This window comes from Ruegeria sp. CH6, assembly GCF_056537005.1.
Genome location: NZ_JBQFQS010000003.1, coordinates 56,047 through 73,154 on the forward strand (window position 1 = coordinate 56,047; position 17,108 = coordinate 73,154).

Sequence of the window (17,108 nt, forward strand, 5' to 3'; positions counted from 1 at the left end):
ACTGCTTGTCATTGCGTCAATCCAGACGCTTGTATCCCGACCCCGACAGGTTCACATTCATGTCTCGGAACGCGCATGACCGTTTTTATGACATCCGCTGTTTACACACGCCCGTTACGGTCCGAACCCGATGAAAGATAAGGAGCAGACCTTGGCTTACGAAAACAACTACGAGCCCAAAGACTGGCTGGAAGCTGAGCTGGAAGATACGCTGGACGAAGATTTTGAGATCGAGTTCAGCGAGCCGATGCTCTCGATGGAAGTCCGCAAGATCTATCGCGACCAGCATCCCGAAATGCTGAACCGCAAGGTGTATTTCCGCAATCTGCTGCGTCTGCAGGCTGAACTGATCAAGGTTCAGGATTGGGTTCAGCACACCGGTGCCAAGGTATGTATTTTATTCGAAGGCCGTGACAGCGCGGGCAAAGGGGGTGTGATCAAGCGGATCACGCAACGCCTGAACCCGAGGGTTGCGCGCGTAGTCGCGTTGCCCGCACCCAGCCGCCGCGAGCAAAGCCAGTGGTATTTCCAGCGCTATGTTCCGCATTTGCCTGCCGCCGGAGAAATCGTGCTGTTCGACCGGTCATGGTACAACCGGGCGGGTGTCGAACGCGTTATGGGCTTTGCAACCGAAGATCAGGTCGAGCAGTTTTTTCAGGACGTTCCTGAATTCGAACGTATGCTCGTCCGTTCGGGCATCATTCTGCTGAAATACTGGTTTTCGATCACGGATGAAGAACAGCAGTTGCGATTCCTCATGCGTATTCATGATCCGATGAAACAGTGGAAACTCTCCCCCATGGATCTGGAATCCCGTATCCGCTGGGAATCCTACACCAAGGCCAAAGAAGACATGTTCTTCCGCACCAACATTCCAGAAGCACCGTGGTACATCGTTGAGGGCAATGACAAGAAGCGCGAACGCCTGAACTGTATCGAGCACCTGCTGACCAGAATTCCGTATGACGACGTACCGCAGGAAAAGGTCACGCTCCCGGATCGTCGTTACAATCCCGAGTACGAGCGCCGCATACTTCCTGATGAACTCTATGTTCCCAAGGTTTACTGACGGCTCGAAAGAAGGAATGGTGCGAGGCCGGGAAATTCCTGCCCCGCACCGGACAGCCGTTAGGCGGCGTCCATCATGAAATCAACATCATAGTAGTTGAACACAAAGACGTCCCCGCAGGCGTCTTCTGCCACATCCGAATTTGTGGTCTCCAACTCGGACGCAGGATTGTTCTCACCAGCCATGACCAGTTCGAAATCGTCCGTTTCGGGCTCTGAATCCGCCAGCTCGGTTTCGTTCCAGTCGAATTGGTCCAGTTGAGCTCTCAGGGATTGGACGAATGCTTCGATCTCGGCAAGGAAGGCCTGAACATCAAAGCATGCATATTCGGGCTGTTCTGGCTCGGGTGTCTCAGTCACCGGCGTTTCGGTCTCCGGCTCTTCGGTTTCCGTGACGTCTGTTCCCGGGGTTTCGGTTTCAGGTTCCTCAGTTTCGGTCACATCGGTATCCGGTGTTTCAGCTTCCGGTTCCTCAGTTTCGGTTACGTCGGTGTCCGGCGTTTCAGCTTCCGGTTCCTCAGTTTCAGTAACGTCGGTATCCGGCGTTTCGGCTTCCGGTTCCTCAGTTTCGGTTACGTCGGTATCCGGCGTTTCGACTTCCGGTTCCTCGGTTTCAGTCACGTCGGTTCCCGGAGTTTCGGTTTCCGGCTCTTCGGTCTCAGTGACATCAGTATCCGGCGTTTCGGTTACGGGTTCTTCGGGCTGAGGTACTTCGGCCACCGGTTCTTCTGGCTGCGGGGTTTCTTCAACTGGCGGTGTAGGGGCAGGTGGGGTGGTGCCACCATTGTCCAGCATGACCGCTGCATCGGTTGTGGCAAAGTTCTGGGTAACCATTACAGCGTCAAACCCTTGCATGTCGCCGGTTTCAACGCCGATACCGATGTATTTGAAATCCGGGTTCAGGATATTGGCCCGGTGACCGGGGCTGTTCATCAGGTTTTGGTGAAGCTGTTGGACATCATCACTGATGCCGGGTGCACCACGCTCGGATTGCCACGCGATGTTCTCGCCCGATCTCCAGCTGCCTGAAAAATCGAAGCCAGCCATTTCCATCCGCTGGGTTGCGGTGGAACCACCCGAACCAGTGTGGCTGAACGTGTCCGTGGCCAGCATCCATTCGCTGTGATCCTCAGATGATTCATTCAGGCGTGTTTCCAGTTGCAGCGGCTCCAGTCCGCGGGATGTGCGCTCCTGATTGATCAGCGCCAGCATTTCTCGTTCGATACTACTTGCAGTCGACATTTTTGCCTCCGTTTGGTGTTGTGTCTTTGCAGACGCCGCCAGTTACAAAGGCCCGGTGCCGGGTTCATAGACAGGGATTTCCAGAAGGCGAGTTTTGGCGAGGCGGTGCTACCAGCGCGAGATTCGCTGCGCTGTAAGATGCCGGGCAAAATGTTGCTGAGGGGCAAATGGCTGGTTGTCGCTTGGCGCACGAGCCGAGTCGGCGAAATGTATCCGACCCCGGAAACGACAAACCCCCGGGCGATGCCTCGGGGGTCGTCAAATAGTGTCATCCAAAGCTGGACGAGGAAAGTCTTAGAGCAGACCTTCGCGCTGGGCTTTCTTGCGTGCCAGTTTACGGGCACGGCGGATCGCTTCAGCTTTCTCGCGCGCTTTTTTCTCGGACGGCTTCTCGAAATGTTGCTTGAGCTTCATTTCACGGAACACGCCTTCGCGCTGCAGCTTTTTCTTCAGGGCACGAAGCGCCTGATCGACATTGTTGTCGCGAACACTAACCTGCATGTGGTTGTCACCACCTTTCTAGATTCGAGTTGCAAGGAAATTGCAGGAGTTGGCCATATAGCAAAGCGCACCTAACTTGTCTAGTACTGGGCCCGAACACCGGAGAACCGCCATGACCGTGACCTACGAAGACGCAAAAGAGCAGCTGTTGAACGCAATTCTTGACCACGTCCCCTTTGATGGCTGGTCTGAGACAAGCTTTCGCGCGGCGATAGAAGACAGTGATATCGACGATGGGCTGGCGCGCGCCATCTGTCCGCGCGGGGCGGTTGATCTGGCGCTGGCGTTTCACGCGCGTGGCGACGCGGCCATGCTGGAACGGCTGAAGACCGAAGACCTGAGCGGCCTGAAGTTTCGCGAGAAAATCGCGGCTGCGGTCCGGTTCCGCCTGCAGGCGGTTGAGGACAAAGAGGCGGTGCGCCGTGGTGTGACGCTTTTTGCACTGCCTGTTTATGCCGCCGATGGCGCCAAGGCGATCTGGGGCACATGTGATCTTATCTGGGACGCGTTGGGCGATACATCAGATGACGTGAACTGGTACACCAAACGGGCCACCTTGTCGGGGGTCTATTCCTCGACGTTGTTGTTCTGGCTGGGGGACGAGACGCCCGGCTATCAGGCCACATGGGAGTTTCTGGATCGTCGCATCGAGGGTGTGATGCAGTTCGAAAAGCTCAAGGCGCAGGTGAATGAGAACCCGTTGTTCAAGCCGTTCCTCGCCGTCCCAAACTGGCTGGCAGGCCAGGTGAAGGCACCTGTCAAAATGCGCACCGATCTACCGGGTTCGGTATCGTTCCGGAAATAACAGTGGGACTGCAACTTGTCGCTAGGCGTCTGCATGTCTGGCTGCTAGGCAAGGGGCAAAGGAGAATTGCCCATGACTCAGATGATGCGCGCCGTTGAAATCACTTCGCCGGGCGGCCCCAATGTTCTGCAGCTGACCGAGCGTCCGATGCCGGAACCGGGCGAAGGTCAGGTGATCATCAAGGTCGCCTATGCCGGTGTGAACCGTCCGGACGCATTGCAACGGGCCGGGGCATATGATCCGCCTCCGGGTGCCAGCGATTTGCCAGGGCTTGAAGCTTCGGGCGAAATCGCGGCCATAGGCACAGGGGTCGAAGGGATTGCTGTTGGCGATCAGGTCTGTGCGTTGCTGCCTGGTGGCGGATACGCTGAATATGTTGCAACACCTGCCGCGCATTGTCTGCCAGTCCCCACAGGCATGGGTCTGAAGGAAGCGGCCTGCCTGCCTGAGACATTCTTTACAGTCTGGTCCAATGTCTTCACGCGTGGTGGTTTGAAGGCAGGAGAGCGTTTTCTGGTCCATGGTGGCTCCAGCGGAATCGGCACGACAGCCATTCAATTGGCCAACGCCTTTGGTGCTCGGGTGTTTGCCACGGCCGGATCGGCCGAGAAATGCGAAGCCTGTGTCAATCTTGGGGCCGAGAAAGCGATCAACTACCGGGATGAGGATTTCGTCGCGGCCATGCGCGCCGAGGGAGGTGCAAACCTGATTCTGGACATGGTTGGCGGCGACTACATCCCGCGCAACGTTAAGGCCCTGGCCGAGGATGGGCGACTTGTTCAGATTGCCTTTCTGCAAGGCCCCATCGTCGAGTTGAACTTTGCGCTGATGATGGTGAAACGATTGACTCTGACCGGCAGCACACTGCGCCCGCAAAGCGATCTGGCAAAGGCAAAGATCGCTCAGGATTTGCGCGAGGCTGTTTGGCCACTGCTGGAGGCTGGAAAAGTTGCACCGGTCATGGACAGCGAATTTGATCTGGCAGACGCGGCAGCCGCCCATGCACGCATGGAAAGCTCGGGCCATATCGGCAAGATCGTCTTGAAAGTGGCTGACTGAATTTCAACGCGCGGGCCCGCCCCGCGCGTAACCTTTCGGTCAGGACACAGCCCTGCGGTATAAGTGCCATGTTGCGTGGCCCAAAACGGGCATGACGACGATCAAGCCTAATAACATCGGTATGGCACCGATCACCAACAATGCGGCGACGATGAAGCCCCAGGTCAGGATGACGCCTGGATTGTGCCGCAGCACGCGGACTGATGTAACCACCGCCACCGGCAGTCCCACTTTTTTGTCCAGCAGCAGTGGAAAGCTGACGACGCTAACGGCTAATGCGACCAGCGCGAACAGGAACCCGATTGCTGTGCCGAAAATGATCATGCTCCAACCTGCGCCTGTGGTGAAAACTTCGGCGGCAAAAGTGCTGATGGATGTTGGTGGTTCGGGACCAAGCGTCAGCACATAGACAGCTTGCGCCACCATGAGCCAAACCAGCAGCAGCATGACCAGATAAAATCCAAGCGCCAGAATGGCTCCGAAAGAAGGTGATCGGAAAACGCCAAAGGCATCCAGCCAGTGCACGGCCCCCCCTTGTTCGCGTTTGCGGCTGATTTCATACAATCCAACCGCTGCCACCGGGCCGATCAGGGCGAAACCTGCAATCAGCGGGGCCAGCAAAGGCACCATATTCATGTTCAGCCCGATCCCGAACATGAGCAATCCCGCGATGGGGTAGATCAACACCACAAAGATCGCGTCTGCGCGTGTTTCGAGGAAATCATGATATCCCGCCCTCAGGCTGTCGCGCAGATCCTGTAATGTCAGAGTTTGCACGGTTGGCAGATGCCGGGTGTCCGAACTGCCGATCCGGGTTACGCTTTCCGCAATATGATCGCTGGTCGCTCCAAGATTTTGGGCGGCCCAACTGATCGGGTTACCGATTGTTTTTGCCATCTTCATCCCCTTCCTTGGCGGGTTCGCGCCGCGGAATGTATCCGGCATAAGGTTGCCCGTGGCCGGATCAGCCGGCAACGCCTTGACCCAGTATAGCATATTTTTGCCGAAACCGGATCACTGCCTCGCGATCACACGGATTGCTCTGATGTGCAGGCGTGCTAGCCTTGCAGCAGGCAACAGGAGGTCAGCATGCAGCAAACGGCACGAACCGTAGTCATTCACGAAACCGGCGGACCCGAGGTTCTGAAGATTGAAGACAGGCAACTGGGCAGTCCGGGACCTGGCGAAGTGCGCATTCGTCATCATGCCTGCGGTCTGAACTTTATCGATGTGTATCAGCGAACGGGCCTTTATCCGCTGGAACTGCCGCATGCATTGGGCATGGAAGCCGCTGGTATAATTGAAGAAGTTGGCGAAGGCGTAACTCATCTGGAACCCGGCCAGCGTGCCGCCTATGCTGCCACCCCGTCCGGGGCATATTGCGAAGCCCGGGTGATGCCTGCATCTCAGGTCTGTCCTTTGCCCGAAGGCATCTCGTTCGATGCGGCGGCCGCCATGATGCTCAAAGGGATGACTGTTGAATATCTCTTTCACCGCACCACGCCGTTGAAACGAGGCGATACCGTCCTGTTTCACGCGGCTGCCGGGGGGGTGGGGCTGATCGCGTGTCAGTGGGCCAAGTCCGAAGGGATCACTCTGATCGGAACCGCCGGAACGGATGACAAATGCCGGTTGGCGCAGTTCAATGGGGCCGCACATTGCATCAACTACCGGACCGAGAACTTTGCTGAACGGGTGGCTGAAATCACCAATGGCAAAGGCGTAGACGCCGTTATGGATTCAGTTGGTGCGGATACGTTCGAAGGATCGCTGGATTCGCTCAAACCACTGGGAATGATGATTTCTTTCGGCAACGCATCCGGCCCGGTTCCGCCGTTCAATATCGGCATACTGGGGCAGAAGGGATCTCTCAAAATCACCCGACCAACCTTGTTCACGCATATCTCGGATCATGCGGTTTGTCAGGCAATGGCACGCCGTCTGTTCGGCAAGGTCGAGGGTGGTGAAGTTAAAATTCACATCGATCAGCGGTTTCCGCTGGATCAGGTCGCTGACGCGCATCGCGCGCTTGAGGCGCGGCAGACTACCGGCAGCACGATCCTGGAGCTTTGAACAAAAAAAGACCCGGCTTTGTTAGCCGGGTCTCTGCATTCAAGTGAATGGATTCAGAAGCGGTACGCTGCCCGGACCTGAATCGTCGTTGCATCGACATCGATGCCGCGTGAATTGAAGTTGTCGAACTGGTGGTAGAGCACTTCACCACCGATGCTGACATTCGGTGCCACGATCTGTTCGTAACCTGCACCGATGAACCAGCCGTCATCGCTTCCCAGCGTGTTGGTGCTTGCTTCGGCATAGCCGGTGGTTCCATAGAGCAGCCCCTGTGGGTTGACCTTGTAACCGGCGCGCACCTTCAGGCGCCACACGTCTTCTACCTTGGCTGCGCCAGACAGGTCTACGTCGCTCCAGTCATAGTCAAAGCCGCCACCGAAGACCCAGTCACCCATGTCGTAGTCATAACCGAGGATGATACCACCGATGGCGCCGTCACCGTCGACGCCTGAAAGGCTGGTGTCAATGTCGGCATAACCAAACTGAGCACCACCATAAAACCCGGTGAAATCACCTGAGGATTGAGCCATGGCCGTTCCTGCCGCCAAAGTCGCGACAGTGGTGACGATTGCCAATTTTCCTGTCATCTTTTTATCCTTCCATTCGGAAATTGAGCTCGTGAGGGCATCGCCAATCACGAACCTGTACTGATCATTACGTCCCGGCCCTGAGGCCGGATCACCGATGTTTCACCTATTCCAACCCGATTATTTGCGCATTTGCCGTGTTGAAGTGCGCGCACCCGTGTTTCCGGGCGTTTATGATCAGCAGATAGGTTCGGGAAATTCAGTATCCAAATGAAGAACGGCGGCGGATACATCCGCCGCCGAAATGCAGTTTTTTATCAGCGGATTATTGCTGCAGTTCTGCCGGGTCCTTGTCGGCAATGTCTGTCCAGTTGGCGCTTGCTTTTTCGATGAAGCCCGGGATGTCGCCTTCCCAGCGTTCCTGAATGTCCTGCGACAGGTTCAGGTACAGCTTGTTATCGACGATTTTCCAGTGGTTCGGGTCACCATCAAACTTGAAGCCCATTGCGGCACCGAATGCGCAGTAGCCACCATATGCGGGCAGGTAGGCCGCAGGGTTGGCTTCGAAAGCGGCTTTGTTCTCTTCGGAGGCAAAGCGGTACATCGCGTCGTCATGCAGCGTGGTGATCTTGTAGCTGCCCTTGGTTGCTTCGCCTTCGGTGAAATAGGCGACCGGGTCATAACCCTGCATGGCTAGGCCGGTTGAGGATGCATTGATTTCGACGCCTGCGGCCAGTGCCGAGCTTGCGATTGCTACGGACAGCGCAACGCCACCCAGTACGGATTTGATCTTGTTCATAACTTCACCTTTCGTGAATTGGGCTGCGTTGAACCATCTGAAAATATGGCGCGGCAACCCTGAGTTTTTTGTCCTGTGCGGTCGGTAATTGGCCGTCACAAAACCCAATTGGGCAGCGCCGTGATCACGTTCAAAGCAATCAATCGTGATTGTGCAGAGGTGAATAACAAGTGTTCAGAAATGCTGAGTCAGGGCTGATCGGGAACAAGCATCAATACAAAGTTTGAAACCTTGTCTGCGGACATTTCGCAAGGTCGCAGCAATGCACCGCTGTTCTGTGTGAGATAGAGATTCAGGCTGATGTAGTCGGTCCCGCCCAGTTCATGTGCAACCAGCTTGTGGGATTTTCCGCCTGACATGGCCTGTCGTGTCACGACATATCTGCGTGCTCCTGCCTGTCCGGTGAACGTACCGGATGGCAGGGCGAAGAACGCATTCAGGAACGCATCAGATGCGTTCACGACTTTCCGATTTTAGGTTCGGTACCGGCCTTGATGCGGGCGATGTTGGTGCTGTGGCGCCAGTAGACCAATAGGGTGAGAATGATCCCGAGGATAAAGGTCGAACCGTCGGTCAGTACCATGATCCAGGTTGTCGACAACGCCGCTGCGGCCAGCGCGCCGACCGAGGATATTCGCCAGATTGCAGCCGCCACAAGCCAAGTCAGGCAGCAGGCAACCCCAACTCGCCAGTCCAGTGCCAGCCAAAGACCCAGAAAGGTCGCGACGCCTTTGCCACCCTTGAAGCCCAGCCAAACCGGGAAGCAATGGCCCAGAAACGCGGCAAGCGCCGCGATTTGCGCGGCGTCCTCACCAGCCAGAACGCGGGCCAGCAGAACAACCACTGCCCCTTTGGCCGCGTCAAACAGTAAAGTCAGCGCAGCGGCGGCCTTGTTCCCGGTTCTCAGAACATTGGTGGCACCGATATTGCCAGACCCGATATTGCGCAGGTTCCCCAGCCCCATCACCCGAGCAACGATCATGCCAAACGGGATCGAACCCATCAGATACCCAAGTGCGGCCCAAAGAATTAGTTGGGTCGTGGTACTGTCGAAAAAGGGCATTAGGATCTCCGGTAAACTTCTTTTCCAGCGACAAAAGTCGCGGTGACCTTACCCTGCATGCGCTGGCCGTCAAACGGAGTATTTTGCGATTTTGATTTGAGCGTAAAGCGGTCCAGCACAAAGGGTACATCCGGGTCAAACAGAACCAGATCAGCAGGTGCCCCTTCGGACAACCGGCCACAGTCCAGACCCAGCCGTTTCGCGGGATTCAGTGTCATGGCGCGAAACAGAGTGGGAAGGTCCAGCTGGCCTGCATGATAGAGGCGCAACGCAGCAGGCAGCAGCGTTTCGAGGGCGACCGCACCCGAGGCGGCCTCTTCAAACGGCAGGCGTTTGCTTTCTTCATCCTGCGGCGTGTGCATCGAACTGATCGTGTCGATCAGGCCGGTTCGCACCGCTTCGATCACGGCTTGCCGATCGTCCTCAGATCGCAGCGGCGGCTTGACCTTGAAGAAGGTGCGATAGTCGGCCACGTCCAGCTCATTCAGTGTCAGGTGGTGGATCGAGGTTCCGGCGGTGATGTCCAGCCCGTTGCGTTTGGCCCGTTCCAAGGCGGGCAGGGCGCGGGCGGTGGTGATCTGATCAGCGTGATAAGCCGCGCCGGTCATCTCTAGCAAAGCGATATCGCGATCAAGACCCATGCGTTCAGCCATGGGGGAAACGGCGGGCAACCCACGCAGCGCGGCAAACTTGCCGCTGGTCGCTGCAGCGCCGGAGCTAAGCCCCGGCTCCTGCGGATGCGCGATAACCAGTGCGCCGCAAGACCGGGCATAGGTCAGTGCGCGAGAAAACACCTTGGTGTCTGCGATGACGTGATCGCAATCGGTAAAGGCAACGGCACCTGCATCCAGCAGGAATCCGATCTCGGTCATTTCGCGCCCTTCACGTCCCTTAGTCAGGGCGGCCATCGGCAGCATGTTGACGGGTGTGTCAGCCTGTGCCCGGCGTGTGATGAATTCCAGCGTTTCTGGGGTGTCGATGGCCGGGCTGGTATCGGGACGGGTGACAATGGTGGTCACGCCTCCGGCCGCAGCGGCAAGACCTGCGGATTTATAGCTTTCCTTGTGCCGTTCACCCGGCTCACAAACTTTGACGCCGATATCGACGATGCCAGGGGCCAGACATTTTCCGTTGCAGTCGATGACCTGAGCGTCGGTCGAAGGGGCACTTCCTTCGCCACGCGCCACTATTTGCCCATCAGTCACGTGCAGCCAGCCAGTGCCATCTGTTCCGGTTTCGGGGTCGATAAGGCGGGCATTGGTGAAAATAATATTGCTCATGGCAACGCCCTTTCGATGGCGGCTTTGGTGGCAGCGGGGTCGGCCTGGTACTTGATCAGATGCTTGTCACCGCCCTTGGTGACGATCTGGACGAAACTGCCCATCGTGTTGACGGCGGTGATCTGGTTCAGCGGCACTGTGCGGGGCCCGGGGCCGGTCAGAGTTGTTTCGGTCATTTCCCAGGCGGCGGTCATTTCTTCTGAGGCCAGATACCAGGCACGTATACCGATAGCGGCAAGTCCAGCGGGCGCGCCGGTCCAGACATATGGGTTTCCGATCAGCCACAGAACAAGCATCGCACCAGCCATGGCAAAAGCAGCCAGCCATGCATTTGTGCGAATATAGGCCTGTTTGTCAGGGGCGAAACGGATCACAGAATCAGCCACAGAACGCCTCCTATAATCAGAAGGATAAGAAGGGCCAGCGCAGCTGATCCAATGCGACGTGGCCTGTCATCCTGCGCTGCGTCTTGAGGTGCTGAAAATGGTTTCGCGCTTTCGGTCTCAATCGGTCCACCTGTCCAGTTGGTGGCCTCTTCGGTGTAAAGGCCGATAAGACGAACCCGGGGATCAGGTTTCAGCGTAACGCCCTTTCCCGCAAAGGCAGCGCTGCGCAGGACAAGAACCCAACCTTCGACGGCATCCAGTGCATTGCGATCCAGTTGATCCTCTGAAACGCCGCACCCTTCGTTCAGGTAGCCAAACAGGCCCAGTTCTTCGAGATCGGAGACGGGAAAGACATCGATCTGCTTGGGATCAAGACCCTGAACACCAAGCACTTGATCAACAGCGCCCGGTTCACGCAGGAACTTCGCCTCTTCCGGCCGCATGTTCAGCGAAAACAGACGCAGGACACCATGTTCATGTGGGGCGACGATCAGTTTGTTCATGCGGCCTCGCTCAGGTTGCGGGCAAGTAACTCCATCGCGGCCATGCGGACAGCTACGCCCATTTCGACCTGTTCCTGAATCACCGAGCGGTTGATGTCATCGGCCAGCGTACCGTCGATTTCGACGCCGCGGTTCATCGGACCGGGGTGCATCACGATCGCATCCGGTTTCGCCAGCGCAAGTTTGGCGGCGTCCAGACCGTAACGGTGATAGTATTCCCGCTCGGATGGAATAAAGCCGCCATCCATTCGTTCTTTCTGAAGGCGCAGCATCATCACGACGTCGACGTCTTTCAGACCTTCGCGCATGTCGTCGTAGATTTCGGCGCCGAATTCCGAGAACTGAGCGGGCACCAGCGTCGGAGGGCCGATCAGGCGAATGCGGTTTTCCATCTTGCCCAGTAGGATCAGGTTCGACCGGGCCACGCGGCTGTGGGCCACGTCCCCGCAGATTGCAATGTTCAGGCGGTGGAGGCGACCCTTGGCACGGCGGATGGTCAGCGCGTCCAACAAGGCCTGGGTCGGGTGCTCGTGCCGACCGTCGCCCGCGTTCAGCACGGCGCAGTTCACTTTCTGTGCCAGCAGATCAACCGCGCCAGAATGTGGATGGCGTACCACCAGCAGATCGGGATGCATCGCGTTCAGCGTCATCGCGGTGTCAATTAGGGTCTCACCCTTTTTTATCGAGCTGGCCTGCATCGCCATGTTCATCACATCCGCACCCAGACGTTTGCCGGCAAGTTCAAAGCTGGCCTGTGTCCGGGTCGAGTTTTCAAAGAACATGTTGATCTGGGTCAGCCCTGCCAGAACGTCCGAATGCTTGGTCGACTGGCGGTTCAGGTCGACATATTTCTCGGCCAGATCCAGAATGGCAGTGATATCGGATTGCGACAGATGCTCGATGCCAAGAAGGTGACGATGGGCGAAACGCATTGGCGGGCTCCTGTCTGACAATCGGGCCGCTTATAGAAAGCTGCGCGGCCCGAGGCAACCTAAGGTTCCGTTCCTTCGGGCAGTTTCTCGCAACCGCCTTCGGGCAGGCATTGCTCGCCGGGTTTGCACCACTTGCCGTTTCCGCAGTCGATGGCCTTGAGTGGTACACATCCCCGACCGGCAGAACATTTGAACCCCTGACGGCATTGGGAACCGGTTTCTTCACACAAGTACCAGCCGGGGCGACTGCATCCGCCCCCCGGTAAACAAACGGAACCCGGTGCACAGACCAACCCATCGTCGCATTGATTGATCGGCTTAGGGCGGGGGCTGGGATCAAAGTTGGGCGTGATCCGCTCGCATTCTCCGCGTCCGTTGCAACGTGAACCACTTGGACAATCAAGGCTGGAGGCGCATTTATTCGCCCCAGCAGGCGCACATCGGGTGCCGCCAGCAACGCAACGCTCGAACGGTCCGCAGGATCGTCCACCGCCGCAATAGGTGCCGCCAGCCCGGATGCAGTGCCCGTCAAAGCTGCACCTTTGTCCGACCGAACAGCAGTTGCTGCCACATTGGAACTGACCGGCGCGGCATTGGTTATGCTGGTCGTGAAAAGTCGCTGAGGCAGGTTCGCCGCTAAAGACGGCAAACAGCAATCCAATCAGAAGGAATCGTAAGGCAAACAGCATGAATATCCGCATCGTCGGTGCGACTGAGCGCCATGGCAAGGTCTATTCGCTTTCCCTCGGTCAAAAGGTGGTTAGATTGAGAAGCATGGAATCGGCTTTGGACTATCATACGGCGCGTGCCTTGCTGGAATGGCAGGCTGAACTGGGCGTGACTGATGCGATCGGTGACACCCCGGTTGACAGATATGCGCTGCCGGATACTGCACCCAAAGCGAAAAAGCCTGCTGCGGTTCAGAAAACGCCGGAGAAACCAAAGCAAGTCGATCCGACTGCCGTGGCCGAAAAGGCAGCGCGAGCGGCAGGATCACTGCCCGAACTGCGCGCGACAATGGAAGCGTTTGATCTTTGCGATCTGAAGCGCGGCGCGCGGCAACTGGTTTTTGCAGATGGCACACCTGGGGCTCGCGTGATGATTGTTGGCGAAGCGCCGGGCCGGGACGAAGATCGCGAAGGCAAGCCCTTTGTCGGTCGGGCCGGGCAGTTGCTGGACCGGATGCTGGCGGCCATCGAGCTGAACCGCGCCGAAAGCGTTTATATCACCAATGTTCTGCCATGGCGCCCACCACAGAACCGGGATCCCAAGCCAGAAGAAATTGGCATGATGAAGCCGTTTCTCGAACGCCATATCGCGCTGGCGAAACCCGAAGTGTTGGTGGTGATGGGCAATATCAGTTGTCAGGCGGTGCTGGGCAAACGGGGTATCACGCGGTTGCGTGGCAAGTGGGATCAGGCACTGAACCTGCCCGTCATTCCAATGTTCCACCCCGCCTATTTGTTGCGTCAGCCGCAAATGAAGCGGCAGGCTTGGGCTGATCTGCTGGAGCTCAAGGCACGGCTGGAGAACGGGTGATGAAAGTTCTGGCCTTTTCCGATCTGCACCTGGCCCGGAATCGGGCAGCAGAGCTGGTTGCGGCCAGTTCCGAGGCCGATCTGGTGATTGGCGCAGGTGACTATTGCAATATGCGACACGGTCTGGATGAGGCCATGGCAATGCTCTCGGGCATCGCGGCCCCCATGGTTCTGGTGCCGGGCAATGCCGAAAGTGCCGAAGAGCTGGCTGATGCAGTCCCTGATGGTGTTCATGTTTTGCACGGGTCTGGGATGACCTTGGATGGCGTGCACCTGTTCGGGTTGGGCTATGGTGTACCTGTCACCCCCTTTGGTGACTGGTCCTGCGATCTGTCCGAAGCGGCCGCGGCCGAGTTGCTGATGCGGTGCGACAGTGCTGACATCCTCATCGTACATTCGCCGCCCAAAGGATACGGGGACAAGACATCACAAGGTGTATCGGTCGGTTCATCCGCCATTCGGGATGCTGTTGAGCGGATTCAACCGGCGCTGACGCTGTGTGGTCATATCCATGACAGCTGGGGATATCGCGGTTCGATTGGGCAAACCAATATCGCCAATCTTGGTCCGCGCGTGAATTGGTTCGAGGTCGACGCATGATTGAAACAGTAACGTTGCTGGCTTTCGTTCCGGCAGCCATCGCCCTGAACCTGACACCCGGGGCGGATATGATGTTCTGTTTCGGTCAGGGGCTGCGATCTGGCGCAAAGCCCGCAATTGCTGCTAGCGCTGGGATATCATTGGGCTCGATGATTCACGTCTTTCTGGCTGGTCTGGGATTGGGGGCTGCAGTCGCGGCCTTACCTTGGATGTTTGACGCCATCCGGTGGCTTGGGGTCGCATACCTGCTGTATCTGGCTTGGGGTGCAGTTCGTCATGGTGCGATATCTGCGGATGGTTCTGCCAGACCTACCCGATTTGCGTTTCGCGACGGATTTCTGGTCAATCTCACCAATCCCAAGGTCATCCTGTTCGTTCTCGCATTTATCCCGCAATTCGTGAATCCGGCGGCCGGGTCTGTTCTGCTGCAGTTTTTGATCTTCGGATTGATCATCTCAATCGGAGGCTTTGTCATAAACGGCCTGGTCGGGGTTTTCGCAGGTGGCGCAGGAAAGGTCCTGATCAACAATCCACGAGCGTCTCGTATTCTGGGCTGGGTCAGTGGCGGTATTTTCACCGCATTGGCTATCCGGCTCGCCATCATGGAAAGGGCCTGACACAGTATGTCACGCATCGATGAAACCATGGACTTCATCCCGGTCCGGATCGCTGTTCTGACAGTTTCGGATAGCCGCTCGCTCGAGGAAGACCGCTCGGGCCAAACACTGGTTGATCGTGTTGAACGCGCTGGTCACACGGTCGCCGATCGCAAAATCCTGCGGGATGAGCGTGGGGAGATCGCAGATCAGTTGCGCGCCTGGGTGGCCGATCCGGAAATCGACGTCGTGCTATCAACCGGGGGGACCGGGCTGACAGGGCGCGATGTGACAGTCGAGGCCCATCGCGATGTCTACGAAAAGGAAATCGAGGCGTTCGGTACGGTTTTCACAATTATTTCAATGGAAAAGATTGGCACATCGGCTGTTCAGTCGCGTGCGACGGGTGGCGTTGCGGGTGGCACTTACCTGTTCGCCCTGCCTGGCAGCCCGGGGGCATGCAAAGACGCTTGGGACGGAATTCTGGAAAAACAGTTCGATTATCGGCACCGCCCCTGCAATTTCGTGGAAATAATGCCCAGATTGGACGAACATCTGCGACGGAAGTAGACTGGTCGTACGTTTAACGTCTCATAACCGCTTTGTGGCTTGGCATTTTTCTACGTCCGGCTACCTTTTGCGGATGGCAGCCCGATGCAACCGGAGTGAGTGATCAATGCGATTTTTGCGGCAGAGCCTGGTTGGCGTTTTTCTGGCGTCTCTGACGCTGGCACTGCTGTTTGTTGCCGTTCAATTGATCACAGGCGCGGTGCAGGAAGTTCTGACACGGGACAATCAGCCGCCGCAGGCCCGCGAACGGATATTTGCCGTGACCGTGCAGACTGCTGAACTTGATACCGTGACCCCGCAGCTAGAGGCATTTGGTCAGGTGCAAAGCCGCCGCCGACTGGAATTGCGGGCTGCGCTGGGCGGGCGGGTGATGTCACTGGCCGAAGATTTCGAAGATGGCGGGACCGTAACCGCCGGTGAACTACTGGTAGAGCTTGATCCTGCAGACGCCCAGTCGGCGTTGGATCGGGCCAAATCCGATTTGCTGGACGCACAGTTTGAAGAGCGGGACGCGGAACGCTCATTGTTGCTGGCGCAGGACGAACTGAAAGCTGCCGAAGCACAGGCAGACCTACGCGATCGGGCGCTGCAGCGGCAGCGTGATTTGGAATCCCGGGGGGTTGGTGCCACGGCCAGCGTGGAAGAGGCAGAACTGGCCGCGACTTCCGCCCAGCAGGCGGTGCTTGCGCGCAGGATTGCGCTGGCACAAGCCGAATCCCGGGTGGACCAGGCGACAACTCTTCTGGCCCGGGCTCGTATCGCGCTTGAGGCTGCCGAACGTGATTTGGATGACATGACAATTCGCGCACGCTTTGACGGAACCCTTACCGGTGTCACGCTGGTTGAAGGCCGATTGGTCGCGGCGAATGAGAAGCTGGCGGAACTTGTCGACCCGAACGCGCTTGAAGTCGCCTTTCGTGTCTCAACAGCACAATATGTTCGCCTGCTGGATCCCGAGGGCGATCTGATCGATGCTCCGGTCACCGTATCGCTTGAGGTTACCGGCACGGATCTGACGGCCAGCGGGCGCATCAGCCGTGACAGTGGCTCGGCCGGCGAAGGTCAGACAGGGCGGTTGATCTATGCACGCCTTGATGATGCGCCCGGGTTCAAACCCGGTGATTTTGTCACGGTCTCGGTCGAAGAACAGCCGCTTGAGCGTGTTGTCCGACTGCCGTCTTCGGTTCTGGATGCAAATGGATCGGTTCTGGTGCTGGGCGTGGATGACCGGCTGGAAACTCTGCCCGTGCAACTGGTGCGCCGTCAGGGGGACGAGGTATTGCTGCGCGGCCCGGGTCTCGAAGGTCGCGAGGTAGTGGTCGGGCGTACACCCCTGTTGGGAACCGGGGTCCGAGTGCGCCCCCTGCGGGTCGAAGCAAGCGTCGAAGCCGAACCGGATATGGTTGAACTGACCGATGAACAACGCGCCCGCTTTGTCGCGCAGGTCGAGGCAAGTGACCGGATGCCGAAAGATGTGAAAGCCCAGGTATTGGGGCAGCTGAACGAGGCGAAGATTCCTGCCACGCTTCTGCGTCGCCTTGAAAACCGGGCCGGGGGCTGACGGGT

General features: G+C 57.6%; 20 protein-coding genes. 9 read left to right on the forward strand and 11 right to left on the reverse strand.

The window, feature by feature from the left end; translation table 11 throughout:
• The first annotated feature begins 130 nt into the window (after positions 1-130).
• On the forward strand, positions 131-1,069 hold the full coding sequence (ppk2, locus tag ACR0CW_RS08795; protein WP_155142089.1) for a polyphosphate kinase 2: 939 nt from the start codon (positions 131-133) through the stop codon (positions 1,067-1,069).
• Positions 1,070-1,128: 59 nt separating this feature from the next.
• Here the strand turns inward: ppk2 and ACR0CW_RS08800 are convergent, their stop codons facing one another.
• Together ACR0CW_RS08800 and rpsU are read right to left on the reverse strand one after the other, a co-directional pair.
• On the reverse strand, positions 1,129-2,310 hold the full coding sequence (locus tag ACR0CW_RS08800) for a CAP domain-containing protein (RefSeq protein ID WP_480787507.1): 1,182 nt from the start codon (positions 2,308-2,310) through the stop codon (positions 1,129-1,131).
• A 294-nt stretch (positions 2,311-2,604) separates the two neighbouring features.
• Positions 2,605-2,811, reverse strand: a complete 207-nt coding sequence (gene rpsU / locus ACR0CW_RS08805; protein ID WP_005614280.1) for a 30S ribosomal protein S21 — start codon at positions 2,809-2,811, stop codon at positions 2,605-2,607.
• Positions 2,812-2,923: 112 nt separating this feature from the next.
• On the opposite strand from rpsU, the gene ACR0CW_RS08810 reads away from it, so the two are divergent.
• On the forward strand, positions 2,924-3,616 hold the full coding sequence (locus ACR0CW_RS08810; protein WP_480741562.1) for a COQ9 family protein: 693 nt from the start codon (positions 2,924-2,926) through the stop codon (positions 3,614-3,616).
• A 72-nt stretch (positions 3,617-3,688) separates the two neighbouring features.
• Complete coding sequence (locus tag ACR0CW_RS08815; RefSeq protein WP_480787508.1) at positions 3,689-4,675, forward strand: NAD(P)H-quinone oxidoreductase; 987 nt, start codon at positions 3,689-3,691, stop codon at positions 4,673-4,675.
• A gap of 39 nt (positions 4,676-4,714) precedes the next feature.
• On the opposite strand, the gene ACR0CW_RS08820 is transcribed toward ACR0CW_RS08815, so the two are convergent.
• Positions 4,715-5,572, reverse strand: coding sequence for a DUF2189 domain-containing protein (locus tag ACR0CW_RS08820; protein ID WP_480787509.1), 858 nt, complete (start codon positions 5,570-5,572; stop codon positions 4,715-4,717).
• A gap of 192 nt (positions 5,573-5,764) precedes the next feature.
• Between ACR0CW_RS08820 and ACR0CW_RS08825 the strand changes: the two genes are divergently transcribed.
• Positions 5,765-6,748 (forward strand): quinone oxidoreductase family protein, encoded by a 984-nt coding sequence (locus ACR0CW_RS08825; protein ID WP_170332497.1) that lies wholly within the window; start codon positions 5,765-5,767, stop codon positions 6,746-6,748.
• A gap of 53 nt (positions 6,749-6,801) precedes the next feature.
• Here the strand turns inward: ACR0CW_RS08825 and ACR0CW_RS08830 are convergent, their stop codons facing one another.
• The 8 genes from ACR0CW_RS08830 to ACR0CW_RS08865 all read right to left on the reverse strand — a co-directional run bounded on the left by ACR0CW_RS08830 (position 6,802) and on the right by ACR0CW_RS08865 (position 12,238).
• Entirely contained in the window at positions 6,802-7,335 is a 534-nt protein-coding gene (locus tag ACR0CW_RS08830) for an outer membrane protein (protein ID WP_480787510.1), read from the reverse strand.
• Positions 7,336-7,600: 265 nt separating this feature from the next.
• Positions 7,601-8,074: a YHS domain-containing (seleno)protein gene (locus ACR0CW_RS08835; RefSeq protein WP_155142079.1), complete on the reverse strand. Its 474-nt coding sequence runs from the start codon at positions 8,072-8,074 to the stop codon at positions 7,601-7,603.
• Between the two features lie 188 nt (positions 8,075-8,262).
• Positions 8,263-8,535, reverse strand: coding sequence for a hypothetical protein (locus ACR0CW_RS08840; protein WP_480787511.1), 273 nt, complete (start codon positions 8,533-8,535; stop codon positions 8,263-8,265).
• Complete coding sequence (plsY, locus tag ACR0CW_RS08845; RefSeq protein WP_155142077.1) at positions 8,532-9,137, reverse strand: glycerol-3-phosphate 1-O-acyltransferase PlsY; 606 nt, start codon at positions 9,135-9,137, stop codon at positions 8,532-8,534. The genes ACR0CW_RS08840 and plsY overlap by 4 nt, the downstream gene beginning before the upstream one ends.
• The gene (gene pyrC / locus ACR0CW_RS08850) at positions 9,137-10,417 is read right to left on the reverse strand and encodes a dihydroorotase (RefSeq protein ID WP_480787512.1); all 1,281 of its coding nucleotides are present in this window, start codon (positions 10,415-10,417) and stop codon (positions 9,137-9,139) included. The genes plsY and pyrC overlap by 1 nt, the downstream gene beginning before the upstream one ends.
• Positions 10,414-10,803, reverse strand: coding sequence for a hypothetical protein (locus ACR0CW_RS08855; protein WP_480787513.1), 390 nt, complete (start codon positions 10,801-10,803; stop codon positions 10,414-10,416). Before ACR0CW_RS08855 ends, pyrC begins: the two co-directional genes overlap by 4 nt.
• Positions 10,788-11,306: a hypothetical protein gene (locus ACR0CW_RS08860; protein WP_480787514.1), complete on the reverse strand. Its 519-nt coding sequence runs from the start codon at positions 11,304-11,306 to the stop codon at positions 10,788-10,790. The genes ACR0CW_RS08855 and ACR0CW_RS08860 overlap by 16 nt, the downstream gene beginning before the upstream one ends.
• Complete coding sequence (locus ACR0CW_RS08865; protein ID WP_170332487.1) at positions 11,303-12,238, reverse strand: aspartate carbamoyltransferase catalytic subunit; 936 nt, start codon at positions 12,236-12,238, stop codon at positions 11,303-11,305. Before ACR0CW_RS08865 ends, ACR0CW_RS08860 begins: the two co-directional genes overlap by 4 nt.
• A 774-nt stretch (positions 12,239-13,012) precedes the next feature.
• On the opposite strand from ACR0CW_RS08865, the gene ACR0CW_RS08870 reads away from it, so the two are divergent.
• From ACR0CW_RS08870 to ACR0CW_RS08890, 5 genes are all read left to right on the forward strand, one after another.
• Positions 13,013-13,777, forward strand: coding sequence for a uracil-DNA glycosylase (locus tag ACR0CW_RS08870; protein ID WP_170332485.1), 765 nt, complete (start codon positions 13,013-13,015; stop codon positions 13,775-13,777).
• Positions 13,777-14,376, forward strand: coding sequence for a metallophosphoesterase family protein (locus ACR0CW_RS08875; RefSeq protein WP_480787515.1), 600 nt, complete (start codon positions 13,777-13,779; stop codon positions 14,374-14,376). Before ACR0CW_RS08870 ends, ACR0CW_RS08875 begins: the two co-directional genes overlap by 1 nt.
• Positions 14,373-14,993, forward strand: coding sequence for a LysE family translocator (locus ACR0CW_RS08880; RefSeq protein WP_480787516.1), 621 nt, complete (start codon positions 14,373-14,375; stop codon positions 14,991-14,993). The genes ACR0CW_RS08875 and ACR0CW_RS08880 overlap by 4 nt, the downstream gene beginning before the upstream one ends.
• 6 nt (positions 14,994-14,999) lie before the next feature.
• Entirely contained in the window at positions 15,000-15,542 is a 543-nt protein-coding gene (gene moaB / locus ACR0CW_RS08885) for a molybdenum cofactor biosynthesis protein B (protein ID WP_480787517.1), read from the forward strand.
• 106 nt (positions 15,543-15,648) lie between these two features.
• A complete protein-coding gene (locus tag ACR0CW_RS08890; RefSeq protein WP_480741540.1) occupies positions 15,649-17,103 on the forward strand; it encodes an efflux RND transporter periplasmic adaptor subunit in 1,455 nt (484 codons plus the stop codon).
• The last annotated feature ends 5 nt before the right edge of the window (positions 17,104-17,108 follow it).

Coding starts and splice junctions, on each gene's coding strand:
- ppk2 (WP_155142089.1), top strand. CDS start 131: ATGAAAGATAAGGAGCAGACCTTGGCTTACGAAAACAACTACGAGCCC.
- ACR0CW_RS08800 (WP_480787507.1), bottom strand. CDS start 2,310: ATGTCGACTGCAAGTAGTATCGAACGAGAAATGCTGGCGCTGATCAAT.
- rpsU (WP_005614280.1), bottom strand. CDS start 2,811: ATGCAGGTTAGTGTTCGCGACAACAATGTCGATCAGGCGCTTCGTGCC.
- ACR0CW_RS08810 (WP_480741562.1), top strand. CDS start 2,924: ATGACCGTGACCTACGAAGACGCAAAAGAGCAGCTGTTGAACGCAATT.
- ACR0CW_RS08815 (WP_480787508.1), top strand. CDS start 3,689: ATGACTCAGATGATGCGCGCCGTTGAAATCACTTCGCCGGGCGGCCCC.
- ACR0CW_RS08820 (WP_480787509.1), bottom strand. CDS start 5,572: ATGGCAAAAACAATCGGTAACCCGATCAGTTGGGCCGCCCAAAATCTT.
- ACR0CW_RS08825 (WP_170332497.1), top strand. CDS start 5,765: ATGCAGCAAACGGCACGAACCGTAGTCATTCACGAAACCGGCGGACCC.
- ACR0CW_RS08830 (WP_480787510.1), bottom strand. CDS start 7,335: ATGACAGGAAAATTGGCAATCGTCACCACTGTCGCGACTTTGGCGGCA.
- ACR0CW_RS08835 (WP_155142079.1), bottom strand. CDS start 8,074: ATGAACAAGATCAAATCCGTACTGGGTGGCGTTGCGCTGTCCGTAGCA.
- plsY (WP_155142077.1), bottom strand. CDS start 9,137: ATGCCCTTTTTCGACAGTACCACGACCCAACTAATTCTTTGGGCCGCA.
- pyrC (WP_480787512.1), bottom strand. CDS start 10,417: ATGAGCAATATTATTTTCACCAATGCCCGCCTTATCGACCCCGAAACC.
- ACR0CW_RS08860 (WP_480787514.1), bottom strand. CDS start 11,306: ATGAACAAACTGATCGTCGCCCCACATGAACATGGTGTCCTGCGTCTG.
- ACR0CW_RS08865 (WP_170332487.1), bottom strand. CDS start 12,238: ATGCGTTTCGCCCATCGTCACCTTCTTGGCATCGAGCATCTGTCGCAA.
- ACR0CW_RS08870 (WP_170332485.1), top strand. CDS start 13,013: ATGGAATCGGCTTTGGACTATCATACGGCGCGTGCCTTGCTGGAATGG.
- ACR0CW_RS08875 (WP_480787515.1), top strand. CDS start 13,777: ATGAAAGTTCTGGCCTTTTCCGATCTGCACCTGGCCCGGAATCGGGCA.
- ACR0CW_RS08880 (WP_480787516.1), top strand. CDS start 14,373: ATGATTGAAACAGTAACGTTGCTGGCTTTCGTTCCGGCAGCCATCGCC.
- moaB (WP_480787517.1), top strand. CDS start 15,000: ATGTCACGCATCGATGAAACCATGGACTTCATCCCGGTCCGGATCGCT.
- ACR0CW_RS08890 (WP_480741540.1), top strand. CDS start 15,649: ATGCGATTTTTGCGGCAGAGCCTGGTTGGCGTTTTTCTGGCGTCTCTG.